Origin of the sequence: Kitasatospora sp. NPDC093102 (assembly GCF_040683915.1) — a bacterium.
Classification (GTDB): domain Bacteria; phylum Actinomycetota; class Actinomycetes; order Streptomycetales; family Streptomycetaceae; genus Kitasatospora.
Genome location: NZ_JBFBFA010000019.1, coordinates 69,852 through 92,522, shown reverse-complemented (window position 1 = coordinate 92,522; position 22,671 = coordinate 69,852). Strand labels below are relative to the sequence as shown.

At 74.0% G+C, this 22,671-nt stretch carries 20 protein-coding genes; 12 read left to right on the top strand and 8 right to left on the bottom strand.

Going from position 1 to position 22,671, the window contains the following annotated elements; translation table 11 throughout:
• Window positions 1-15: 15 nt before the first annotated feature.
• The 5 genes from AB0O11_RS23465 to AB0O11_RS23445 all read left to right on the top strand — a co-directional run bounded on the left by AB0O11_RS23465 (window position 16) and on the right by AB0O11_RS23445 (window position 6,326).
• Window positions 16-1,221 carry an FxsB family cyclophane-forming radical SAM/SPASM peptide maturase gene (locus AB0O11_RS23465; protein WP_363390248.1) on the top strand — a complete coding sequence of 402 codons (1,206 nt, stop codon included), beginning with the start codon at window positions 16-18 and terminating at the stop codon, window positions 1,219-1,221.
• 147 nt (window positions 1,222-1,368) lie between these two features.
• Window positions 1,369-2,436 (top strand): HEXXH motif-containing putative peptide modification protein, encoded by a 1,068-nt coding sequence (locus AB0O11_RS23460; protein ID WP_363390245.1) that lies wholly within the window; start codon window positions 1,369-1,371, stop codon window positions 2,434-2,436.
• Between the two features lie 370 nt (window positions 2,437-2,806).
• Window positions 2,807-2,992 carry a hypothetical protein gene (locus AB0O11_RS23455; RefSeq protein WP_224285014.1) on the top strand — a complete coding sequence of 62 codons (186 nt, stop codon included), beginning with the start codon at window positions 2,807-2,809 and terminating at the stop codon, window positions 2,990-2,992.
• A 56-nt stretch (window positions 2,993-3,048) separates the two neighbouring features.
• Window positions 3,049-5,454 carry an FxsB family cyclophane-forming radical SAM/SPASM peptide maturase gene (locus AB0O11_RS23450; protein WP_363390242.1) on the top strand — a complete coding sequence of 802 codons (2,406 nt, stop codon included), beginning with the start codon at window positions 3,049-3,051 and terminating at the stop codon, window positions 5,452-5,454.
• 158 nt (window positions 5,455-5,612) lie between these two features.
• Complete coding sequence (locus AB0O11_RS23445; protein ID WP_363390239.1) at window positions 5,613-6,326, top strand: AAC(3) family N-acetyltransferase; 714 nt, start codon at window positions 5,613-5,615, stop codon at window positions 6,324-6,326.
• Here the strand turns inward: AB0O11_RS23445 and AB0O11_RS23440 are convergent.
• Window positions 6,229-6,681, bottom strand: coding sequence for a DUF397 domain-containing protein (locus AB0O11_RS23440; protein WP_363390237.1), 453 nt, complete (start codon window positions 6,679-6,681; stop codon window positions 6,229-6,231). The genes AB0O11_RS23445 and AB0O11_RS23440 overlap by 98 nt on opposite strands.
• Window positions 6,682-6,730: 49 nt before the next feature.
• Here AB0O11_RS23440 and AB0O11_RS23435 point away from each other — a divergent pair, with 49 nt between their 5' ends.
• Window positions 6,731-6,973: a hypothetical protein gene (locus AB0O11_RS23435; RefSeq protein ID WP_363390234.1), complete on the top strand. Its 243-nt coding sequence runs from the start codon at window positions 6,731-6,733 to the stop codon at window positions 6,971-6,973.
• A 57-nt stretch (window positions 6,974-7,030) separates the two neighbouring features.
• On the opposite strand, the gene AB0O11_RS23430 is transcribed toward AB0O11_RS23435, so the two are convergent.
• Window positions 7,031-7,582, bottom strand: a complete 552-nt coding sequence (locus AB0O11_RS23430) for an NIPSNAP family protein (RefSeq protein WP_363390231.1) — start codon at window positions 7,580-7,582, stop codon at window positions 7,031-7,033.
• Window positions 7,579-8,055, bottom strand: coding sequence for a hypothetical protein (locus tag AB0O11_RS23425; protein WP_363390228.1), 477 nt, complete (start codon window positions 8,053-8,055; stop codon window positions 7,579-7,581). Before AB0O11_RS23425 ends, AB0O11_RS23430 begins: the two co-directional genes overlap by 4 nt.
• Window positions 8,056-8,118: 63 nt before the next feature.
• Here AB0O11_RS23425 and AB0O11_RS23420 point away from each other — a divergent pair, with 63 nt between their 5' ends.
• On the top strand, window positions 8,119-9,048 hold the full coding sequence (locus tag AB0O11_RS23420) for a YafY family protein (RefSeq protein ID WP_363390225.1): 930 nt from the start codon (window positions 8,119-8,121) through the stop codon (window positions 9,046-9,048).
• 3 nt (window positions 9,049-9,051) lie between these two features.
• Here AB0O11_RS23420 and AB0O11_RS23415 read toward each other — a convergent pair whose 3' ends face one another.
• Window positions 9,052-9,246: a DUF397 domain-containing protein gene (locus AB0O11_RS23415; RefSeq protein ID WP_363390223.1), complete on the bottom strand. Its 195-nt coding sequence runs from the start codon at window positions 9,244-9,246 to the stop codon at window positions 9,052-9,054.
• A 197-nt stretch (window positions 9,247-9,443) separates the two neighbouring features.
• Between AB0O11_RS23415 and AB0O11_RS23410 the strand changes: the two genes are divergently transcribed.
• The 3 genes from AB0O11_RS23410 to AB0O11_RS23400 all read left to right on the top strand — a co-directional run bounded on the left by AB0O11_RS23410 (window position 9,444) and on the right by AB0O11_RS23400 (window position 15,991).
• A complete protein-coding gene (locus AB0O11_RS23410) occupies window positions 9,444-10,928 on the top strand; it encodes a TIR-like protein FxsC (protein WP_363390220.1) in 1,485 nt (494 codons plus the stop codon).
• Between the two features lie 149 nt (window positions 10,929-11,077).
• Entirely contained in the window at window positions 11,078-14,932 is a 3,855-nt protein-coding gene (gene fxsT, locus AB0O11_RS23405) for an FxSxx-COOH system tetratricopeptide repeat protein (RefSeq protein WP_363390325.1), read from the top strand.
• Between the two features lie 96 nt (window positions 14,933-15,028).
• Window positions 15,029-15,991 (top strand): D-glycerate dehydrogenase, encoded by a 963-nt coding sequence (locus tag AB0O11_RS23400; RefSeq protein WP_363390217.1) that lies wholly within the window; start codon window positions 15,029-15,031, stop codon window positions 15,989-15,991.
• On the opposite strand, the gene AB0O11_RS23395 is transcribed toward AB0O11_RS23400, so the two are convergent.
• The 3 genes from AB0O11_RS23395 to AB0O11_RS23385 all read right to left on the bottom strand — a co-directional run bounded on the left by AB0O11_RS23395 (window position 15,962) and on the right by AB0O11_RS23385 (window position 18,861).
• Window positions 15,962-16,858 (bottom strand): alpha/beta fold hydrolase, encoded by an 897-nt coding sequence (locus tag AB0O11_RS23395; RefSeq protein WP_363390214.1) that lies wholly within the window; start codon window positions 16,856-16,858, stop codon window positions 15,962-15,964. The two genes, AB0O11_RS23400 and AB0O11_RS23395, sit on opposite strands and share 30 nt — an antisense overlap.
• 23 nt (window positions 16,859-16,881) lie before the next feature.
• Complete coding sequence (locus AB0O11_RS23390; protein WP_363390211.1) at window positions 16,882-17,799, bottom strand: DUF4231 domain-containing protein; 918 nt, start codon at window positions 17,797-17,799, stop codon at window positions 16,882-16,884.
• A gap of 297 nt (window positions 17,800-18,096) precedes the next feature.
• The gene (locus AB0O11_RS23385; protein ID WP_363390208.1) at window positions 18,097-18,861 is read right to left on the bottom strand and encodes an SIS domain-containing protein; all 765 of its coding nucleotides are present in this window, start codon (window positions 18,859-18,861) and stop codon (window positions 18,097-18,099) included.
• Window positions 18,862-19,081: 220 nt separating this feature from the next.
• Here AB0O11_RS23385 and AB0O11_RS23380 point away from each other — a divergent pair, with 220 nt between their 5' ends.
• Window positions 19,082-19,774, top strand: a complete 693-nt coding sequence (locus AB0O11_RS23380; RefSeq protein ID WP_224279564.1) for a metal-dependent transcriptional regulator — start codon at window positions 19,082-19,084, stop codon at window positions 19,772-19,774.
• Window positions 19,775-20,199: 425 nt separating this feature from the next.
• Here the strand turns inward: AB0O11_RS23380 and AB0O11_RS23375 are convergent, their stop codons facing one another.
• Window positions 20,200-20,859, bottom strand: a complete 660-nt coding sequence (locus AB0O11_RS23375; protein ID WP_363390323.1) for a bifunctional DNA primase/polymerase — start codon at window positions 20,857-20,859, stop codon at window positions 20,200-20,202.
• A 360-nt stretch (window positions 20,860-21,219) separates the two neighbouring features.
• On the opposite strand from AB0O11_RS23375, the gene AB0O11_RS23370 reads away from it, so the two are divergent.
• A complete protein-coding gene (locus AB0O11_RS23370; protein ID WP_224279568.1) occupies window positions 21,220-22,596 on the top strand; it encodes a transcriptional regulator in 1,377 nt (458 codons plus the stop codon).
• Window positions 22,597-22,671 lie beyond the last annotated feature (75 nt).

Here is a 22,671-nt window from a genome sequence, read left to right as displayed (position 1 = left end):
CCTAGGCTCGCGGTCATGGTGCCGTTCCGGCAGTTCCTGTTGAAGATCCACAGTCGGTGCAACCTGGCGTGCGACTACTGCTACGTGTACGAGGGGGCCGACCAGAGCTGGCGCGGGCGGCCGCGGCGGATGGAGCTCGCGACCGTCCGCCGCACCGCCCGGCGGATCGGCGAGCACGCGGCCGAGCACGGCTTGGACGAGGTGTCCGTGGTGCTGCACGGCGGCGAGCCGCTGCTCGTCGGTGCGGCCCATCTGGAGGCGCTGCTCGGCGAGTTGGCGTCCGCCGGGCCCCGGGTGCGGTTCACCGTGCAGACCAACGGGCTGCGGCTGCTGGACGAACCGGCGCTGCTCGACGTGCTGCACCGCCACCGGGTCGCGGTCGGGGTCTCGCTGGACGGCACCCGGGCCGCCCACGACCGGCACCGCCGGCTGCCCTCCGGCGCGGGCAGCTGGGCGCGCACCGCCGAGGCGGTGCGGCTGCTCGGCTCGGACCGGCACCGGGAGCTGTTCGCCGGCCTGCTGTGCGTCGTCGACCTGGCGTCGGACCCGGTGGCCACCTACGAGGCGCTGCTGGAGTTCGCGCCGCCCCGGCTCGACCTGCTGCTGCCGCACGCGACCTGGCGGGAGCCGCCGCCGGGCGTCCCGCCGCGGCCGGTGCCGGACGCGCCGCCGCCGGGTGGGGGGCCCGCGCCGTACGGGGAGTGGCTGATCGCCGCCTTCGACCGCTGGTACGGCGCGCCGCGCCGGGAGACCGGGGTGCGGCTGTTCGAGGAGCTGGCGGTGCTGCTGCTCGGCGGGCGGGCGGCCAGCGAGGCGGTCGGGCTGGCGCCCGTCGACCTGGTGGTGGTCGAGACGGACGGGACGATCGAGCAGGCGGACAGCCTCAAGGTGGCCTACGAGGGCGCCCCGGGGACCGGCCTGGACGTGTGGCGGCACGGCTTCGCGCAGGCGGCGGCGCACCCCGCCTTCCGGGCCCGCCAGCGCGGCCTCGCGGGCCTCGGACCGGTCTGCGCGGGCTGCCCGCTGGCCCGGGTCTGCGGCGGGGGCCTGTACGCGCACCGGTACGCGGGCGACGGCTTCGGGCACCCGTCGGTGTACTGCGCGGACCTGGACCGGCTGATCCGGCACATCGCGGGGCGCCTGCGGGCGGGGGTGGCGGGGCTGACGGCGGCCGGGGTGCCGGGCGCGCCGGGGTCCGGGCGGGCGCGCGCGGGGAGCTGAGGGCCGCTTCGGCTCACCCGTCCGGGTCATGCCCGGCCGCCGTCCGGCTGATCCGTCCCGGCGCGGGGAGACTGCGGGCGGACCCGGCGGGTTGGGCGATGGGCCGGCCGACCGGGCCGGAAGCCGCACACACGAGGAGGAGGACCGGTGGCGGGTACGGGTGAGGTGGTGGCGGCCTGGGTGCCGGACGCGCGCGGGGCGGACGGGCTGCCCCGGCACGGCGTGGACCGGGCGACGTTCCGGGCGATCGCGGGCGCGCGCGGCGGGCCGGAGGCCGTCCGGCTGCTGCGCGGCGGGCAGTTGAGCAAGCGGGCGCTGCTGCTGCTGGCGCTGCGCCGGGCGGCGCCGGAGCACGACGGCTACCGGGAGGCGTACGCCCGGGTCCGGGCGCTGCAACGGGACGACCGCGCGAGGTGGGAAGAGGTGCTGCTGCGGCCCGAGTTGGACGCCTGGGCGGCCGACTGCCTGCGCGGCGTGACGGCGGGGGAGAGCGCTCCGCTCGGCGGACTGGGCGAGTTCCTCCGCCCCGTTCCGGGCCCGGCCCTCGCGCTGGAGTGCGACGGGCTGCGCTGGGCGCCGTCGGTCGACCATGCCGGTTCGCGCCGGGTCGACTACGGGCGCCCGCCGGCCGGTCCGCTGCCGGACGGCGAACTCGCGCTCTGGGAAGAGCGGCTGGCCGAGGCCTGGGACATCCTGGTGCACCGCCACCGCCGTCACGCGCAGGCCGTCGCGGCCTGCGTGACCACCGTCGTGCCGCTGCTGCCCGCCCCCGGCGGGGCGACGGTCAGCGCTGCCGCCCGGCGGGCGTACGGCGCGGTGGCGGCCTCGCTGCCGGGCGATCCGGTGTCGCTGGCGCTGGCCCTGGTGCACGAGTTCCTGCACGTCCAACTCGGCGCCCTGCTGGACCTGGTGCCGCTGCACCGCCCCAACGGCCAGGCCATTCACCACGCCCCCTGGCGGCCGGACCTGCGCCCGGCCGGGGCGCTGCTCCAGGGGGCGTACGCCCACCTGGGCGTGGCGGACTTCTGGCGGGCGGAGGCGGCCGCCGGGGCGGGCGACGCCGCCCGTGCGCAACGGGAGTTCGTGCGCTGGCGGACGCACACCCTGACCGCCGGGAAGACGCTCCTGGCCTGCGGTGAACTGACGCCGAGCGGAACGGAGTTCACCGGGGAGCTGGTGCGTGCCGTCCGGGAGCTCGGCGAGCCGGGGGAATGAATCCGGGCGCCGGATGCTTGGCCGGATGGTGCGCTTGCCCGGGTGCTTCCCGGGGCACTCCCGGGGTGTGCCCAGGTCGTCGGCCCGGTTCCTGTCCGGGTGAGGTCTGCGGCGCCTGCCCCGGGGCTGGTCCAGGTGCTCGCCCCGGGGCTGGTTCCGACGCGCTTCGGCGTGCGCCACGGCGAAGTGCGCGACCGCTGAACGGGTGAATTCTGGAGGTCCGGCGTGCTGTCATACGACGTCGGCCGCTTGGGGAGCCCAACGTGAGTCCGCAAGGTGCCGCGCGGAGTCCCCGCGGGCACTACATTGGTCGCAACCGGGTGGGCCTACCCACCCTCGGCAGGTCCTAACCGCGCCTAAGGAAAAGAACATGACTCCGGTAACCAGCACCAGGCCGGCCGGCAAGCTCACTGACCATCAGGAGACGCCGGAACGCCCCTCCCTCGCCGATCTCGCCGAGCTCGGCGCGGAAGAACTCGCCGCCCGCCTCCAGCGCGCGCTCCCCAGCGTGGATTCCGGCCTCGTGCCGGTCGCCGCCTTCAACTCCTCGATCTGACCCCACCCGGAAATCCGAGCGGAACCCAGACCGAGCAGACCGAACCGAACAGTCCCATGACGACGTCGATTCCGCTGCCGTTGACGCAGTTCGTGGTCAAGATGCACAGCAGGTGCGATCTGGCCTGCGACCACTGCTACGTCTACGAGCACGCGGACAGCAGCTGGCGTTCCCGGCCGAAGGTCATCGCGGACGGGATCCTGGCCAAGGCCGCCGAGCGCATCGGCGAGCACGCGGCCGCCCACCGGCTGCCCGCCGTCCGGGTCGTCCTGCACGGGGGAGAACCCCTGCTCGCCGGCCCGGACCGCTTGCGCCGCGCCGCCGGGGCGCTCCGGGCGGCGCTCCCGCCCGGCTGCGCGCTCGACCTGCGCATCCACACCAACGGCGTGCTGCTGAGCCGGGACTTCTGCTCGCTGTTCGCGGAGCAGGACATCAAGGTCGGCATCTCGCTGGACGGCGACAAGGCCGCCAACGACCGCCACCGGCGGTTCGCCGACGGACGCAGCAGCCATCCGCAGGTGCTGCGGGCCGTCGCGCTGCTGAACGAGCCCGAGTACCGGCACCTGTTCGCCGGGCTGCTGTGCACCATGGACGTCGAGAACGACCCGGTGGCCGTGTACCGGGCGCTGGCCGAACTCCGCCCGCCCGCCGTGGACTTCCTGCTCCCGCACGCCACCTGGGACGAACCGCCCAGGCGCCCCTCCGGGCTGGGCGCCACCCCGTACGCGGACTGGCTGCTGACCGTCCACAGGCTGTGGGAAACCGACGGGCGGCCGTTCGCCGTACGGACCTTCGAGTCCGTGCACCGGACCCTGCGGGGGTTCTCCAGCCTCACCGAGTCGCTCGGCCTGGAGCCCTCCGACCTGGCGGTCCTGGAGACCGACGGGACCTTCGAGCAGGCCGACAGCCTGAAGACCGCGTACGACGGCGCGCCCGTCACCGGGATGAACGTTTTCGCGCACAGCCTCGACGACCTCGCCCGCCACCCCGGCATCGCCGCCCGCCAGTCCGGCCTGGCCGGACTGAGCGAGGCCTGCCGCGCCTGCTCCGTGGTCCGCTCCTGCGGTGGCGGGCTGTACGCCCACCGCTATCGGAGCGACGATGGAGGAGGCAGCTTCGACCATCCCTCCGTCTACTGCGGTGATCTCATGACGTTCATCAACGGCATTGCGGGGAGCGGGAGTCCGTCGGTCGTACCGGCGCAGGGGGCCACCGCCCCGGCGCCCGGCGCCGAGCCGCTGCTGCCCGGCGCACTCACCCCGTCGCAACTCGACGAGCTCGCGCACGGATACGGGAGCACGGAGACCCTCGCTGCGCTCGGCCGCTCCCAACTCGCCCTCACCCGGGCGATGCTGGCCGCCGCCTGGGACGCCTCCGGACAGGGGCGGGCCGAGGCGTGGGCCCTGCTGGCGGAGCTCGACGTGGCGGCCCCCGCCGCCGTGGACGCCGTGCTCGCCCACCCGTACGCCCGCGCCTGGGCGGCTCGCCGGCTCGCCGGCGACCTCCCGGTCGGGCTCGGCCCGCTGGCCGCGCTCGCCGCGGCGGCCGCGGTGCGGGCCGGACGGGGGGACTCGGTGGCGGTGCCCGTGCGGGGCGGGTGGCTGCACCTGCCGACGCTCGGCCGGATCGCCGTCCCCGACGGCGAGGCCGTGGTCACCGGACGGTCCGACGGCTTCGAGGTGCGGGCGTCCGACGGCTCGGTGCACACCGTGTTGGACGAGCCGCTGCGGCGGGTCCGGCTCGCCGACGGCTGGACGGTCGCACTGGAGGACACCGACCCGCTGCGCGACTGCCACGACCACCCCGTTGCGGGCCGCCTGTCCGAGAGTGAACTGCTCGACTGGACAGGCGCGTTGCGCGAGGCCTGGGAGCTGCTCGGGCGGGACCTGCCCGGGTACGCGGAGGGCATCCGGGCCGGCCTGGCGACGGTCACCCCGTTGCGGCCGGGCCCGACCGGCCGGGACGTCAGCTCGGCGGCCCGGCAGGCCTACGGCGCCGTCGGCATCGCGCGGCCGGCCACCGCGCCGACCCTCGCCCTGCTGCTCGCGCACGAGTTCCAGCACGTCAAGCTCGGCGCCGTGCTGGACCTGACCGACCTGTACGACCGCGCCGACTCCGCGCTGTACTTCGCCCCCTGGCGGCCCGACCCCCGGCCGCTCGAAGGGCTGCTCCAGGGCACGTACGCCCACCTGGCCGTCACCGAGTACTGGGGCACCCGCACCCTCGCGTACGACGGACTGCCGGGCACGGCCGCCGACCGGGCGCGCGAACAGTTCGCGCTCTGGCGGCGGTACACCGCCGAGGCCGTGGAGCGGCTGGCGTCGTCCGGGGCCCTGACCGGGACCGGCTTGCGCTTCGCCGACGGCATGCGTGCCACCGTCGCACCCTGGCTCACCCTGCCGCTGCCCGCCGCCGCCGAGCAGGCGGCCGACCGGGCACGGCGGGAACGGGCCGGGGTCTGACCCCCACTCGCGCCGCCCCGGGTCCTCCCTCACCCCGGGGCCCTCAACCCCGGGGAAACGCCATCCTCACCGAATCCCTCGGCGGCAGCGTCGCCGTCGCCTCCCCCGTTCACCCCCTCGTCCGCGACTTCGTCGACCTCGGGGTCCGCCCGGGCACGGTGCTGCACGTCCAGGCGTCCCTGCGCGCCCTCGGACCGGTGCCGGGCGGGGCGGCCGGTGTGGTCGAGGCCCTGCTCGACGTCCTGGGCCCCGACGGCACCTTGGTCGCCTACACCGCCACGCCCGAGAACTCCGCCACCTCCCGCAGCCACCAGACCGCCACCGCCGGACTCTCCCCGGCGGAGGTGGCCGACTACCAGGCCCGGATGCCCCGCTTCGATCCGGCAACCACCCCGGCGTCGCCCTCCATGGGGGCGCTGTCCGAGGCGATCCGCACCCACTCGGGCGCGATGCGGAGCGGCCACCCGCAGACGTCCTGGGCGGCGGTGGGCCGGCTCGCCCGGGAGATCACCGAGCGCCACCCGCTGACCTCCCACCTCGGCCCTGAGTCGCCGCTCGGACGGCTCTACGAGCTGGACGCCCGGGTGCTGATGATCGGCGTCCCGATGGACCGCCTGACCGCCTTCCACCTGGCCGACCTCCGCATGCCCGACGTCCCCGTACGCGAGTACCGCTGCGTCGGCCCCGAGGGCTGGACCACCTTCCGGGCCCCCGACCTGGACGACGTCCACTTCGGCCCGCTCGGCGCCGAGGTCCTGAGCACCGCCCACGGCATCACCACCGCCAGGATCGGTACCGCCGACTGCCGCCTCGTCCCGGTCCGGGAGGCCGTCGACCTCGCCGAGTCCATCCTCCGCAGCAGCCGCTCGTGAAACCCGACTCCCAGCCGTCGTCCTGTTTGGGCTTGATGAGGATGGAGTGGAGACGAGTCCCCGTGCCCCGGCCCACTGCCGGGGCACGGGGATGGTGTCGGGCTTCGGCGAAGTGGTCGAACTCGCCGGCCTTGGCGCCGCGGATCCAAGCGTGGAGCTTGGTGCGGGTGGTGGTGACGATGGTGGTGGGGTCGTCGGACTCGCGGATGTAGACCAGCTCACCGTCGGAGGCGATCTCAAGGCAGTTGGTGTTGGTGCCCTGGAGCAGCCCTTCGAGCGGCCGGGGGTCGGGCCGCCAGGGGGCGAAGTACAGCGCGGAGTCGGCGCGGTCGTACAGGTCGGTCAGGTCCAGCACGGCGCCGACGACGTGGCGGGACCGGGCGTTCCCCGGGCACGAGGACTGGGTGGCGCTCGGCGCCGGCGGCTGCGGCGCCTCGGCGGTGCACGTGGACTCGACGCCCGTGCGCTTCGACCAGCCGATACCGGGTGAGTTGCTGGGGCAGCTCACCTGGCGCAACCGCCGGAACCAGACCCGCGGCCTGAAGTACGTGGTGGATGGCCGCCTCGAACGCGCAGTCAGCCTCCAGGGCTTCTACCGGCTGACCCCGGAGTCGGCCGACGAGCTGGCGGAGCTCGTCGGCCCTTGATCCCCGGAGCTGCGCTGCGCAGGAAGTCGGACGGGCCGACTTCCTGCGCATGGCCGGCTACGGCGTCACTGGCTCCAGGCGGAGCTGCCGGAACGGCCAGGGCGGCGGCTCGGCCGGGCCGAACCACACGCGGACGTCCTCGCCGGTGCGGACGGGCAGTTGGGGGAAGTCGTTCTCGGCGTGCTCGGTGCGGTGCAGCGCGTGCTCAGGGCCCAGGTGGCGAGCGGCGTAGGCGTCGAAGGCGTCGCCGTCGGTGGGGTGGCAGACGGTGGCGAGCACCTCGCGGGCGCCCGTTTCCGGGGCGAAGCCCGGGCCGCGCAGCAGCAGGACGTCGTCGCTGTCGACCATGGTGGCGTTGGCCGCGTCGCGGTGCTCCCGCCAGACCGGGCCGCCGTAGAAGGCCTCCAGTGCGCGGCGGCGCTCGGGCATCGAGGGGAAGGCGCGCAGCCAGACGAAGCGGTCCGGGTCGTCCAGGTCGCGGAAGCGCCCGCCGAGGGTCATGCCGACGGCCTCCTGCCCGGCCACGAACTCGCGCTCGAACAGCTCGATCAGGGTCTCGCGGGCGCCGGGGTGCAGGGTGTACTGGCGCAGTTCGACGATGAGGTTCACGCGCCGAGCCCGTCGAAGGCCGCGCCGGTGCGGGTGAGGTCCATGGTCCAGTTGAGCTCCCAGTTGCGGCCCTCGTCGGCGGAGAACTCCTGCTCCCAGCGGGCGGTGTCCGGGCCGAGGCGGTACCAGGTGAAGTGCACCCGGATCGGGCGGCCGCCGTAGGTGTCCTCGCCGTGGAAGTCGCCCCGGTCGCCGGTGAAGCTGCCGGTCACCGGCGGGTCCAGCCGGCCGGTGCGGCTGTCGGACCAGAAGATCGACCACTGCTGCTCCTCGCGGTCGAACAGCCGCAGGGTGACGCCCCGGCGGTCGAGGGTGGGGAAGGCGATCTCGTCGATGTTGCCGGCGCCCCCGAACAGCGGCCGGATCACGGAGTGGCCGGGGAACTCCTCCCAGGTGTCGCCGCCGGTGAGCGGTGCGGTGAGGCGGCGGTTGGCCACGTCCCAGGAGCCGTGCAGGAAGTCGAAGTCGTTCATGCGGGGAGGCTAGGGGCGGTCCACTGACATCCCCTGTCAGTGGAGATCGGGATACTGGGCGGCATGCGCGCGAGCCGTCTGGTGGCCCTGATCCTGCTGCTCCAGAACCGGGGACGGATGACCGCCCGGCAGCTGGCCGAGGAGCTGGAGGTCTCCGTCCGTACGGTCTACCGGGACGTCGAGGCGCTGGCCGCCGCCGGTGTCCCGCTGTACGGGGACGCCGGGCACGCCGGTGGCTACCGGCTGGTCGACGGCTACCGGACCCGGCTCACCGGGTTGACGGCGGACGAGGCGCAGGCCGCGTTCCTCGCCGCGCTTCCGGGTGCGGCGGCCGAACTGGGCCTCGGCGAGGCGCTGGCCGCCGCCCAGCTGAAGTTGCGGGCCGCCCTGCCGGCCGAGCTGCGCGAGCACGCGGGGCGGATCCAGGAGCGCTTCCTGCTCGATGCCCCCGGTTGGTACGGGGAGGCGGACCGTGCGCCGCACCTGGCCGCGGTCGCTGCCGCCGTGTGGGAGCGGCGGGCGGTGGTCCTGCAGTACCGGCGCTGGCGGGCGCCGGAGGAGATCGAACGGCGGGTGGAACCGTACGGGCTGGTGCTCAAGGCCGGGCGTTGGTACCTGGTCGCCGCCGGTCCGGCCGGTGTGCGCACGTACCGGGTCGACCAGATCGTCGGACTGCGCGAACTGGCAGAGGAGTTCGCGCTGCCGGCCGGCTTCGAGCTGGGCACGTACTGGACGGGCTACCTCGCCGACTTCCGGGCCCGGCTGCACACCGGGGAGGCCCTGGTCCGGCTCACCCCGGAGGGCGCCCGACGCCTCGGGGTGGCACCCGGGGGCGGCGGCTGCACGGAGGCCCGGGTGCCCATCGAGTCGATCGACCACGCCCACGGGGAGTTCCTGCGGCTCGGCGCCGACGTCGAGGTGCTGGAACCGGCCGAACTCCGTGACCGCATCGCCGCGACGGTGCGGATCCTGGCGGCCCGCTACCCGGGATGACCCTCAGGCGACGAAGTGGTCGAACTCGCCGGCCTTGGCGCCGAGGACCCAGGCGTTGAACTTGGTGCGGGTGGTGGTGACGACGAGGGTGGGGTCGTCGGACTGCCGGATGTAGACGTGGTCACCCTCGGAGGCGATCTCGATCCAGTCGTCCCTGTCGCTGCTGGTACTGGACCTCTGCCAGTCGAGGTGGTTCACGGATGTCCTCCCGGTGGTGCGCGGCGGCCGGAACGAGGGTACTGCTCCCAGTGCACGGACAGCGGCATCGTTTCGGTCATGTCAATTCGTGCGAGACGTTGTGCTATTCCATTGGGGTGTCAGTCGTTCCTACACTGAAGCCCCGCCGCACGGGGGCTGCGGGAGGCAGGTTGCCGACGGGCCCGGGGGAGGCGCGTGTGACTGACCGGGGCTGGGACGAGGACGACGCCCGGCCGTACTTCTTCCTCTCCTACGCGCACACTCCCAAGGCCGGTGCGCGGGGCGCGAGCGATCCGAACCACTGGGTCAGGCAGCTGTACCGGGATCTCTGCGAGGCGGTGCTCCAGCTCACCACCGTCCCGGACGGGGTCGCGGTCGGCTTCATGGACGAGTCCATGCACCAGGGCGAGTTGTGGGCCGAACGGCTGTCCGACGAGTTGGCGACGTGCCGGGTGTTCGTACCGCTCTACTCCCCGAGGTACTTCAACAGCGTTCCGTGCGGCCAGGAATGGCACGCCTTCACCCGTCGACCGGTCTATCCGGCGAACCTCGACTACGAGCGCACCAGCGGCATCGTGCCGGTGCTGTGGGCGCCGATGAGCCGCTACCGGCTGCCGAACGTGGCCAGTGAACTCCAGTTCAACCACACGAGTTTCGGGCCCGAGTACGCCACCGAGGGCCTGTACGCGCTGATGAAGCTCAGCTACTTCCGCTCCGCCTACGAGCTGGCCGTGCACCGGCTGGCCGCCCGGATCGTCCAGGTCGCGGAGGAGACGGTGATCCCGGTGGGGCGGCGGCTGGAGTTCAACGGCCTCCCGAGCGCGTTCAACGTCACCGCCCCGACCAAGCAGCTGCGGATCTCCGTGCTCGCCTACCACCAGAACGAGGTGCCCGGCGACCGCAGCCCCGACTACTACGGCGAGCGGCGTACCGACTGGCACCCGTACCAGCCGGTCGGCTCGCCGATCGCCCAGCACGCGGCGCGGCTGGCCCGGCAGTTGGGGTTCCAGCCGACCGTGCACGAGTTCGACGACGAGGTCGAGTCGATCATCGAGGGCAACGCCGAGGCGCCCGGCCTGCTGCTGCTCGACCGCTGGACGCTGCGCGACCCGCGCCGGCGCGAGCTGGTCCGGCGCTTCGACCGCTCGGAGGCCACCTGGGTGAGCATCCTGGAGCCGTTCAACGGCGACGACCCGGAGTGCGCCGATCGTGCGGACGAGCTGGGAGACCTGAGCGACGAGACGCTGCGCATCACCCGGCGGGCGAGCCGGCCGAGCTTCCTCGGCGCGATGGGCCCGACCGGGCTGCACACGCTGGAGGACTTCGACGACGCGCTGCCCCGGGCGGCGATGAAGGCCAAGTACGCGTTCGAGGGCCGCACCCGGGCCGAACCGGAGGAACCTCCGCCGCCCCGGCCGAGCCTGCGGGAGGCGTTCCGGCGCGGGGGAGGCGGGTACGGATCGGACGGAGCCCAGGTGGATCCCTTCGACGACCCCGACGGCGGCGACCAGGACAACGGCAACACCCGCAACACGAACGACAGCAGCGACGGCAACGGCCGAACCCACCGCCGAAGTCGAAACACCGGCAACGACCCGCACCGTGCGCACGACCCGTACCGCGACGACGGCGATGAACCCGATGACGGGATGGCGCCCTTGGGAGGACGAGGACCGCGATGACTGACAACCGCACCAGGAACCTCCGCCTCGGCGGGCTCACCCCCGTCGATCCGGCCGCCCAGCGGGAGGCCGAGCGGCAGGCGGCGGACCAGGACCGCAACGGCCGGATCGTCACCTTCTACTCGTACAAGGGCGGCACCGGCCGCACCATGGCGCTGGCCAACACCGCCTGGATCCTGGCCGCCAACGGTTTCCGCGTGCTCACCGTGGACTGGGACCTGGAGGCGCCCGGCCTCGCCAAGTTCTTCCACCCGTTCCTCGACCCGGCCTCGCTGGCCGGCACCACCGGCATGATGGACCTGATCGCCGAGTACCGCGAGGAGGCGCTGCGCCCGGTCGAGCACGCCGAGGGCTGGCACCTGGACTTCGCCCGGGTGCACCCGCACGCGCTCTCGCTCACCTGGCCGCACTTCCCGTCCACCGGCAGCCTGGACTTCCTCTCCGCGGGCCAGTTCAACCGGGACTACTCCGAGGCCGTCACCCACCTCGACTGGGACATCTTCTACGACCACTTCGACGGCGGGCAGTTCTTCGACGCCCTCAAGGCGGACATGGCCAAGCGCTACGACTACGTGCTGATCGACTCCCGCACCGGCCTGTCCGACATCGCCGAGATCTGCACCGTCCAGATGCCCGACGACCTGGTCGTCTGCTTCACCCTGAGCGACCAGTCGATCGACGGCGCCTCCCGGATCGCCCAGCACATCCACGACCGCTACCGCGAGCGCGGCATCCGCATCCTGCCCGTCCCGATGCGCATCGACGAGGGCGAGAAGGAGAAGGCGGACGCGGGCCGTGCCCTCGCCAGGGTCCGCTTCGACGGTCTGCCCGCGGGCCTCAACGGCGAGGAACTCGCCCAGTACTGGGGCTCGGTGGAAATCCCGTACCGGCCGTTCTACGCGTACGAGGAGATCCTCGCGACCTTCGGCGACCAGACCGGCACCCCGACCTCGATGCTGGCCGCCTGCGAGCGGCTGACCTCCATGCTCACCGACGGCCGGGCGCCCGGCCTGCCGCCGATGGACGAGACCGTCCGGCTGCGCTACGTGGACGCCTTCACCCGCCGCCGCCCGTCCGTGCCCGCCGACCTCTACCTCTCCTACGTCCCCGAGGACCGGATGTGGGCGGACTGGATCGAGTCCGTCCTCACCCGGGCCGGCTTCCGGGTGCTGCCCCGCGACCTCAGCGCCGGCACCGACCCGCGCGAGGAGACCGAGCGCGGCATCGACTCCGCGTTCCGCACGGTCGCCGTGCTCTCGCCCGCCTACCAGCGTTCCCCGCAGGCCCGGGCGCTGTGGGAGTCGGTGGTCAGCTCCGACCCGTCCGGCACCCGGCGCCAGCTGCTGCCGGTCCGCGTCGGCGACGTCCGGCTGACCGCGCCGTTCAGCAACCGCAACCCGGTCGACCTGGTCGGCCGGGACGAGAACCAGTCGATCCTGAGCCTGCTGCGCGCGCTCGGCCGCGGCGAGGTGCCGCTCGACGACGCGCCCAACGGCGGCCCGCGCTTCCCCGGCAGCAAGCCCTCGGTGTGGGACGTCCCGCCGCGCAACCCCTCCTTCACCGGGCGCGCCCCCGTCCTGGAGCAGCTGCGCAACCAGCTGCGCGGCGGCATGGCGGCCGTGCTGCCCACCCCGCAGACCCTGTACGGGCTCGGCGGCGTCGGCAAGACCCAGGTGGCGCTGGAGTACGCCCACCGCTTCATGTCCGACTACGACCTGGTCTGGTGGATCGACGCCGAGCAGACCGAGCTGGTCGCCCCGGCGCTCGCCGAACTCGCCCGCCGGCTGGGGCTGCGGGTCGGCGACTCGGTCACCGAGGCCGCCGAGGCGGCCCGGGAGGCGCTGCGGCGCGGCGTGCCCACCTCGCGCTGGCTGCTGATCTTCGACAACGCCGACGAGCCCGCCGAGATCCGCCGGTTCTTCCCCGGCGGCTCCGGCCACATCCTGGTCACCTCCCGCAACCAGGCCTGGACCGGGCACGCCGAGGCGCTGGAGGTCGACGTCTTCACCCGCGGCGAGAGCGTCGAGCACCTGTGTCGGCGCGCCCGCAGCCTCTCCCGCCCGGACGCCGACCGGGTCGCCGAGGCGGTCGGCGACCTGCCGCTGGCCGTCGAGGTGGCTGCCGCCTGGCTGGACACCACCGGTACCCCGGTGGAGACCTACGTCTCCCAGCTGCACGCCGAGGCCGCCCGCGCGCTGGCCGTCGGCCGCCCGGCCGACTACCCGACCCCGGTCGCCGCGACCTGGAACGTGTCGATCGGACGACTGCGCCAGCAGTCCCCGGCGGCCGTCCGGCTGCTCCAGCTCTGCGCGTTCTTCGCGCCCGAGCCGATCTCGATGAACCTCTTCTACAGCGACCAGATGATCCGGGCGCTGGTGAAGTTCGACGCCGACCTCAGCGACAAGTTCATGCTGGGCAAGGTGATCCAGGCGATCGGCCGGTACGCGCTGGCCAAGGTCGACGCCGGCAGCAACAGCTTCCAGGTGCACCGGCTCGTCCAGGCGGTGATCCGGGCCGGGATGACCGCCGACGAGCAGGAGATCGCCGTCCACGAGGTGCACCGCATCCTCACCGGCGCCCGGCCCGTCCTCGGCGACACCGACGACCCGGCCAACTGGCCCGCCTTCGACGAGATCTGGCCGCACCTGTCGCCGTCCAAGGCGCACAACTGCGACGAGGCGGACACCCGCCAGCTGCTCATCGACCGGGTCCGCTACCTGTGGAAGCGCGGCGAACTCGACCGCGCCCGCGACCTCGGCCACGCCCTGGACGCGGAGTGGACCGGCAAGCTCGGCGAGGACGACCGGCAGACCCTGCTGCTGCGCTTCCAGCTCGCCAACGTGCTGCGCTCCCAGGGCAACTACGCCGAGGCGCTGGCCCTGGACGAGGACACCCTGGAGCGCCAGCGGGCCCTGCTCGGCGAGCACCACCCGTACACCCTGATGACGGCCGGCTCGCTGGGCGCCGACCGCCGGGCGCTCGGCCGGTTCCAGGCCGCCCTGGACCTCGACCGCGAAATCCTCGACCAGTTCCGCGAGCTGTTCGGCGACGACAACCCGCGCACGCTCTCCATGGCGAACAACCTGGCGATCGACTACCGGCTGGTCGGCGACAGCGAGGCGGCCCGCGAACTCGACCAGGAGACCCTCGACCGGCGCACCGCCGTCCTCGGCCCCAAGCACCCCTACACCCTGTCCACCAAGTCCAACCTGGCCCGCGACCTGCGCGAACTCGGCGACTACCGCGGCTCGGTGGACCTGCTCCAGGAGGTCACCTCCGACCTCGGCGACGTGCTCGACCCGGACCTCCCGGAGAACCTGCGCAACGCCAAGTCGCTGGCCGTCTCACTGCGCCGGATCGGCCAGCTCGCCGAGGCCCGCCGGATCACCAAGGAGACCTACGAGCGCTACCTGGAGCGCTACGGCGCCGACGCCCCCGACGCGCTCGCCTGCGCGCTCAACCTGGCCGCCGACCACAGCGCCTCCGGCGACAAGGAGGCCGCCCGCGACCTCTGCTCCACCGTCTTCGAGGGCCACCGGCGGCTGTTCGGCGACGAGCACCCGTTCACCCTGGCCTGCGCCAACAACCTCGGCATCTACCTGCGGGGCAGCGGCGACGTCCAGGGCGCCATCGAGCGCGGCCGGCTCACCGTCGAGGGGCTGACCCGCTCGGTCGGGCCGGAGCACCCGTACACCCTCAACGCGATGATCAACCTGGCCAACGCCTACGGCGACGACGGGCAGATCGACCGCGCCGAGCGGCTCGGCCGGGCCGCGTACCAGGGGCTGTGCGACCGCTACAGCGCCCAGCACCCGGACGCGGTGGCCTGCGAGGCCAACCTGGCGATCACCCTGCGGTCGGGTGGGCGGCACACCCAGGCCGCCGAGCTGCGGGCGCGGGCCATCTCCGAACTGATCCGGCAGGTCGGCGAGGAGCACCCCAACACGGTTTCCGCGCGCGGCTGGAAGCGGATCAACCGCGACCTGGAGCCGCAGCCGGTCTGATCAGGAGGGGGCGGGGTACGCTGCAACGTCATGAGCGAACGCAGCATGGGGGTCCCTCCCGGCCGAAGGCTGGGGGAGAGTCATCAAGAGGTGCGCATGAGCACCCCGCCCCCGGTCCTGGTCACCCGGCGCCTCGCCCCCGGCGTCATCGAACGGCTCACCGCGCACCACGCCGTCACCTACCACGACTCCGACCTGACGATGGACCGGGCCGAACTGCTGGGCGCCGTCCGCGGCCGGCGGGCCGTGATCACCACCCTGGACGACCGGGTGGACGACGAGTTCCTCGACGCGGCCGGCCCGCAGTTGGCCGTCGTCGCCAACCACGCCGTCGGCTACCACAACGTGGACGTGGCCGCCTGCGCCGAACGCGGCGTGCTGGTCACCAACACCCCCGGCGTGCTCACCACCGCCACCGCCGACATGGCCTGGGCGCTGCTGCTGGCCGCCACCCGCCGGCTCGGCGAGGGCGAGCGGCTGCTGCGCTCCGGCGCGCCCTGGGTCTGGGCGCCGAACTTCATGCTCGGCCTGGAGCTGGCCGGCACCCCGCTGGGCGTGCTCGGCATGGGCCGGATCGGCCGGGCGGTGGCCCGCCGGGCCCGTGCCTTCGACATGCCGGTCAGCTACCACAACCGCGGTGAACTGCCGCCCGAGCAGGCCGAGGGCGCCGACTGGAAGCCGCTGGAGGACCTGCTCGCCACCTCCACCGTGCTGGTCGTCACCTGCCCGTTCACCGCCGAGACCCGGCACCTGCTGGACGCCCGCCGGCTCGCCCTGCTGCCGCACGGCGCGGTGGTGGTCAGCATGACCGCGGGCGTGGTGGACGAGGAGGCGCTGGCCGCCGCGCTGGAGTCCGGCGCGCTGTTCGCCGCCGCCGTGGACAACTTCGAGCACGAGCCGGCCGTCCCGTCCGCGCTGCTCGCCCAGGAGCGCGCGGTGCTGGCCCCGCACCTGGGCAGTGCCACCGTCCGCACCCGGCAGGCGATGGGCGGCCTGGCGGTGGACAACGTGCTGGCGGTGCTCGGCGGCTCAGCGCCCCTGACGCCGGCGAAGGGCTGACCCCGGACCGCCCCAGCCGGCCGCCCAGGCGAGCGCGGTGGTCATCACCCGGAACGCCCCGAAGTGCGCGGCGCCGGGCTCCAGGAACAGCTCGGCGTCCGGGATGTGGTCGGCCAGCCAGCGGGAGTGGTCGACCGGCGAGAACTGGTCGTCCGCGCCGTGCCAGAGCCAGGCCGGCACCCGGACCGACCCGACCTCGAACCCCCAGTCGGCGGTGAAGGCCAGCACGTCGTCGATCCAGCCGTCCGCGCCGTGCCGGAACGCCTCCCGGTAGTTGCTCTGGAGCATCCGCCGCAGCCCGCTGTCGGCCACCACCTCCCGGTCGGCGGCGGAGAGTTCGGTGCGCAGCCCGTTCAGCAGCCGGACCGGGTCGTCCTTGATCTGCCGGGAGCGGAACTCCATCGCGTCGGCGATCCGGCCGTGCCCCCGCTCGGCCTCCCGGTAGGCGCGGACGTTGGACGGGGTCATCCCCGCGTACCAGTCCAGGCCGGCCGCGTTGCGCGGCGCGAGGCCGACCAGTACCGCCACCCGGCTGACCCGCTCCGGCAGCAGCGCCGCGCAGGCCAGCGCGTGCGGGCCGCCGCCGGAGCGGCCGAGCACCGCGAAGCTCTCCAGCCCGAACTCGTCCGCGATGGTCCGCACGTCCGCGGCCGCCGCGCTCACCCGGCGGCCGAACAGCCGGGTCGAGTCGCCGTAGCCGGGCCGGTCGTACGAGATCAGCCGTACGCCCAGCCGGTACAGCACCGTGCTGCGCGGGTGCGGGCCGACCCGGCTGCCGGGCATGCCGTGCAGCAGGAACACCGGACGGCCGCGCGGGTCGCCGAGGGACTCGACGGCGAGGGCTCGGTCGTCCGCCGTTTTGACCATCCGTAACGACACCTGCGGCCTCCTCAGTGCTCCGGGTCGGTTGCGTGCTCCCGGTCGGTGGTGGCGCGCACCTCCCGGCGGGCCTGCCAGGTGGTGTGCTCGCGGGAGATCGCGTCCTCGGCGTCCCGGGCCAGGCGGGCCCAGATCTCCTCGGCCTCCATCGACTCCAGGTCCAGCTGGGCGAGTTGGTGCTGGATCTGCGCCAGCTCCTCGGCGGCCAGGGCGTACGCGGCGGCCAGCGGCCGGTACTGGCGCAGCTGCGCCCAGGCGGCGACCGAGGCGGCCACCGCCGAGACCGTGCCCAGCGCGTCGTAGCCGAACGCGCCGAGCGCCCGCAGCAGGGCGAGCACCAGGCCGAGCGCGGGCAGCAGCACACCCAGCACCCCGGCCCAGTGCCCGGCGCGGGCGCAGTGGCGGGCCTTGGCGCGGTACCAGTCGTGCTGAAGCTGGATCCGCTCGGCCAGGTACACCTCGCGGCGCACCGCCAGGGGCTGCTCGCGCAGGTCGCGCATCGTCGGGGTGATCCCCGCCCCGCCCTCCGGGACGGCCGCCGGGCTGTCCCGGAACGCGCCGAGCACCCGGGCGAGCTGGAAGCGGTACAGGCCCTCGGCGTCCGGCAGGGCGTGCGGCGGCGGCTGGTAGGCGTCGGCCCGGACGGCGTACTTCCAGGCCAGCGTCTTCACCGACTCGGCGGCCGCCCGGCCCTCGTACCAGAGGCCCTGCGGGTTCTGCCTGCTGACCACCACTGCCAGCGCGATCGCGCCGAGGTAGGCGACCGCCGCCGACCAGGCCCAGGGCTCGCCGTCGGCCGAGCCGGTCGCCGCGGCGACCACCAGCAGGACCAGCTCCCAGGCGCAGAGCAGCACCGAGCGCCGCTGTCCGTGCAGCGAGGCCGCGTCGGCGGCCCAGAAGAACTCGGGCAGCAGGTCCCGCTCACGCACCCACCCGGTCCGTCCCGCAACAGACGCCATGTCGGGCCCCCACCAGTCGCTCCGGTCGCACCGCTCTCCTGCCCCGGGCGGCTCGCCGGTACGCCTGGTGACGGCCGGGCTGGCCGGATGTGGCCGGGAAGCCCCGGTGGTTGTCCGGTACTCCCCGTGTTCGATCCGGCACCCAGCGTGCGAGGGAGGTGGCGGGGGCGCGCGGCGGCCGGCGGGTGTGCGCGGGCGACCGCCGGGTGCGGGCCGGAGAGTCCGGACCGGCGGGTGCGGATCAGCGGGTGCGGGCCGGCAGGTGCATCAGTAGGTGTAGAAGACCCGCTCGGCGTTCTCGGCCATCTGCTTGGCGTTCCACTCGGTGCCGCCCGGGACGTTGCCGGAGCGGAACAGCGGCGGCGCGGGGCACTCCCCGGCGGCCGCCCGGTCGGCCAGCCGGCCGACCGCCGAGGCGACCACGGCCTGCATCAGCGCGCTGGTCACGATGGTGGAGACCGGCCCGAAGGTGGTCTCGGCACCCGGATGGGTCAGCTCGCCGTCGCCGACCGCGATCTTGCTGTCCAGCACCACGTCGCAGTGGTCCTTCAGGTAGGTGCCGGTCGGGTGCGCCGAGGGCACCTCCTGCGGGTACGCCAGCGAGGTCACCCCGACCACCTTCAGGCCGCGGTCCCGGGCGTACCGGGCCAGCTCGACCGGCATCACCTGGCGACCGGAGAGCGAGATCACGAACAGCAGGTCCCCGGCGGTCGCCGGGGTCAGGTCCAGGGTGGCGGTGGCCAGCCCGGAGACCCGCTCCAGCGCGCTGGACAGCGGCGCGGGCATCACCGTCACCCCGGCCATCCCGGGCACGTTCAGCAGGTTCACCGGGACCAGCCCGCCGGCCCGGTAGACCACGTCCTGGGCCGGCAGCGCGGAGTGCCCGGCACCGAAGGTGAAGACCCTGCGCCCCTCGGTCATCGCCTCCGCCAGCAGCGCGGCGGCGGCCTCGATGGCGTCGGCCTCCTCCTCGCGGACCCGCTGGAGGTGGGCGACAGCGGCGTCGAAGTACCTGCCGACCAGGTCGTTCATCTGGTGCCTTCGCTCTCTGCCGGTGGGGGAGCCGGCCGGGTGGGGTGGTCCGGGTGGTCCAGACCGCCGGTGGAGAAAGCTTCGGCGAGCACGGTCGCGCCCCGGCGGCATCGTTGTCAACAGGAACAAAACGGCTCTCCGGAGCCCCGGGGCGGGCCCGGTTGTTGGTCCGGTACGTCAGAATTGGCGATGAGGACACCGAAGAACGGAGCCAGCGGCGATGTCTGGGCTGATCGACACCACTGAGATGTACCTTCGCACCATCCTGGAGCTGGAGGAGGAGGGCATCGTCCCGATGCGCGCCCGGATCGCGGAGCGCCTGGAACAGAGCGGGCCCACGGTCAGCCAGACGGTTGGCCGGATGGAGCGCGACGGGCTGCTCCAGGTCGCCGGGGACCGCCACCTCGAACTCACCGAGGACGGCCGCCGGCTCGCGGTGCGCGTCATGCGCAAGCACCGCATCGCCGAGTGCCTGCTCGTCGACGTGATCGGCCTGGAGTGGGAGCAGGTGCACGAGGAGGCCTGCCGCTGGGAGCACGTGATGAGCGAGACGGTCGAGCGCAAGGTGCTCGCCATGCTCGGCCACCCCACCCAGTCCCCGTACGGCAACCCGATCCCGGGCCTGGACGAGCTGGGCGACACCAAGGCCGAGGGCGAGGGCTTCGACGCCGGACTCGTCCCGCTGGACACCGTCAAGCCGGGCGACGCCGGGGCCGATGTGGTGGTCCGTCGGATCGGCGAGCCGATCCAGACCGACAGCGCGCTGATGAGCACCCTGCGCCGGGCCGGCGTCCGGCCGGGCTCCACGGTCAAGGTCAACATCGGCGTCGCCGGCGTGCTGGTCGGCACCGGCGACAACGCGGCGGAGCTGGGCAAGGACATCGCCCAGCACGTCTTCGTCGCCCAGGCCTGAGCCGCCGGCTCCGAACTCCAGGCGCCGGATCCGAACAGCCGAGGCGCCGGATCCGAACAGCCGAGCGGGCCCGCTGCTCCCCGTGCAGCGGGCCCGCTCGCCTCCCCGTTCCCTCCCGTCCCTCCCGTTCCCCTCCATCGCCGCCGCCCGGCTTCCCCGTCCGAGCGCCCCTGCCGGCGTCCCCACACATCGCAATTCCTCCCCTCGGCCGATCATGGCAATCCTTGAGTGCTGTCACTCGTACGAGGGGCTTTTCCGGTTGGTCAGCGGGTACACGGAAGCCTTATCCGGACATGCGTATGACGGACCCCGTCTCCGGTGGGAGACAAGGCCCGTCACTCGCGCGCGTTGTGTCGCGCAGCGCACGCCCTCACCCGATCGGCGGAGGGCGGCAGATCCAGGGGCCGGACGGAGCCGGTCCGGGCTCAGCCCACCGGCGCCGGCCGGACGGCCCGGGCGGCGCGGACCGAGCGCGCCTCGCGTCCACAGGCGTACGCGAGCGGGCCGATCAGTTCGGCGGCGTCCGGCAGCCAGCGGTTGAGCGCGGAGGGGGAGCGGGCCCACTGGGCGTACCCCAGGGAACCGATCCGGGACGGCGGGGCGACCGTCCAGTCGCCCTCACCGCGGGCGACCAGGTCCAGCCGGCCGGGCGGCCGCCCGAGCCGGCGGAGCATCTCCGGGAGCCTGGCCGCGGCCCCGGGCAGTACCAGGAAGTGCAGCCGCCGCCCGATCCGCCCGGACGCGGCGGGCTGGACCACCACCGGGCCGAGCTGGAGGTCCATCCGCTCCATCCGGGCGAGCGCCAGGCAGCCGGCCGTCTCCGGGACGTCCAGGACGTCGAACGAGCGCCCGGTGGGCAGCAGGATCGACGCCTGCGGCCGCTCGGTCCACCAGCGCCGCACCGCGCCGGGATCGGCGCTCGCCTTCCGTGCCCAGTCCGGGTCCGGCGGGTGGGCGCCCGGCAGCGTGCAGCGCCGGTCACCGCAGGAACAGCGGACGCCGTCGTCGCCGTCGTCGATCAGCCAGGCGCCCGGCGCCACCTCCCAGTGGCGGGTCTCGGCGTAGCCGGTCGCTTCGACGGGCAGGGGGGGCGGAGCCGCCTTCTCGTTCCGGCCCGCGGCGTCGGGGATGTCTTCCACGGGGTGCTCAACTACCGTGCGTGAGGCTGGTTACGGCCCGATGGCGCCCGGTTGGGTGCATCCCGGCAATGTCACCCGTTCCGGTTAGTCGACCGAATTGAAGGGGCCGAGGGCAGGCGCAGCGGGGGCGCACAGGAGCATTTCCCAGGGCGCAAGGGGGGTGCGGTTCGTCACCGTGGGTATCCCGCTGGCGTTGCTGATCGCTAACCTGGTGTCAGATTCCTTGGACGGTCGGACAGTCGGCAACAGATCAGCAGAATCGTCGCCCGCCGGCCGGGACCGGAGGGTGTGGGGAGGCGAAGCCCAATGGCCGCGAGACCACTCGTCGCACGACAGCCCAACGAGCGTCTGCAGCAACTGATCCAGGAGGCCAGCTGCTCCAACGCCGGCCTGGCCCGGAGGGTCAACCTCTGCGGCGCCGAGCACGGGCTGGACCTTCGGTACGACAAGACCTCCGTCGCCCGCTGGCTGCGCGGGCAGCAGCCGCGCGGGCAGGCGCCGGCCGTGATCGCCGAGGCCCTGGGCCGCAAGCTCGGCCGCAGCGTGTCGGTCGAGGAGATCGGCATGGCGGACGGCAAGAACCTGAGCTCCGGCATCGGGCTCCAGTTCGCGCCGACCATCGGTGCCGCCCTGGAGCAGGTCTGCGAGCTGTGGCGCAGCGACGTCGGCCGGCGGGACTTCCTGACCGGGGCGACGGTCGCCGCCTCCGCGCTGGTGGAGCCCAGCCGGGACTGGCTGATCACCCCGCCGGACCCGGTGGTGGCGCGGGCCGGCGGCCCCCGGGTCGGTCCGACCGACGTGGCCGCGATCAAGGCGACCACCGCGATGCTGGTCGACCTGGATCACCGCTTCGGCAGCGGCCACGTGCGCCCGGTGGTGGTGCACTACCTCAACTCGGTGGTCTCCGGCCTGCTCGGCGGCGCCTACCGGGAGGAGACCGGGCGCCAACTCTTCGCCGCGGTGGCCCGGTTGACCGAACTGGCCGGCTACATGGCGGTGGACACCGGGCAGCCCGGGCTCGCCCAGCGCTACTACATCCAGGCGCTGCGGCTGGCCCAGGCCGCCGACGACCGCGGCTACGGCGGCTACGTGCTGGCCGCCTCGATGAGCCACCTGGCGGCCACCCTCGGCAACCCGCGGGAGATCGCCCAACTCGCCCGCGCGGCCCAGGAAGGCGCCCGCTCGGTGGCCACCCCGACGGCGATGGCGATGTTCTACGCCGCCGAGGCCCGCGGCCACGCCCTGCTCGGTGACGCCCGCTCCTGCGAGACGGTGTCGGCCAGGGCGCTGGAGATGATGGAGAAGCGCCGCCCGGAGGACGACCCGGACTGGATCGCCCACTTCGACGACGCCTACCTCGCGGACGAGCTGGCCCACTGCCACCGGGACCTGGAGCAGGCCGGCCAGGCCGAGCACTACGCCCGCCGGGCGCTCGACCTGCACCCGCCGACCCGGGTCCGGCGCCGTGCGGTGGACCTCGTCCTGCTGGCCACCGCCCAGCTCCAGCAGCGGGACCTGGAACGCGCCTGCGAGACGGGTGCCCAGGCGGTCCGGCTGCTGAGCGGGCTGCGCTCCAACCGCGGCGTGGAGTACCTGGACGAGTTCCGGCGCCGGCTGGAGCCGTACCGGGAGCAGCGGGTGGTCCGCGAGTTCCACGCCCGGGCGGATGCCGAGGCGGCTTAGGACGCGCCTGTCCCCCCTGGGTCTGCTCGGGAGCGGCCCGAGCCCGGGGGGTGGCCCGAGCCCGGGGCGGCTCGC

Bases quoted from the DNA above. Each gene is read 5' to 3' on its own strand.
- AB0O11_RS23465 (WP_363390248.1), top strand. From the start codon at position 16: ATGGTGCCGTTCCGGCAGTTCCTGTTGAAGATCCACAGTCGGTGCAAC.
- AB0O11_RS23455 (WP_224285014.1), top strand. From the start codon at position 2,807: ATGACTCCGGTAACCAGCACCAGGCCGGCCGGCAAGCTCACTGACCAT.
- AB0O11_RS23450 (WP_363390242.1), top strand. From the start codon at position 3,049: ATGACGACGTCGATTCCGCTGCCGTTGACGCAGTTCGTGGTCAAGATG.
- AB0O11_RS23425 (WP_363390228.1), bottom strand. From the start codon at position 8,055: ATGAACGACTTCGACTTCCTGCACGGCTCCTGGGACGTGGCCAACCGC.
- AB0O11_RS23420 (WP_363390225.1), top strand. From the start codon at position 8,119: ATGCGCGCGAGCCGTCTGGTGGCCCTGATCCTGCTGCTCCAGAACCGG.
- fxsT (WP_363390325.1), top strand. From the start codon at position 11,078: ATGGCGCTGGCCAACACCGCCTGGATCCTGGCCGCCAACGGTTTCCGC.
- AB0O11_RS23400 (WP_363390217.1), top strand. From the start codon at position 15,029: ATGAGCACCCCGCCCCCGGTCCTGGTCACCCGGCGCCTCGCCCCCGGC.
- AB0O11_RS23395 (WP_363390214.1), bottom strand. From the start codon at position 16,858: ATGGTCAAAACGGCGGACGACCGAGCCCTCGCCGTCGAGTCCCTCGGC.
- AB0O11_RS23385 (WP_363390208.1), bottom strand. From the start codon at position 18,861: ATGAACGACCTGGTCGGCAGGTACTTCGACGCCGCTGTCGCCCACCTC.
- AB0O11_RS23380 (WP_224279564.1), top strand. From the start codon at position 19,082: ATGTCTGGGCTGATCGACACCACTGAGATGTACCTTCGCACCATCCTG.
- AB0O11_RS23370 (WP_224279568.1), top strand. From the start codon at position 21,220: ATGGCCGCGAGACCACTCGTCGCACGACAGCCCAACGAGCGTCTGCAG.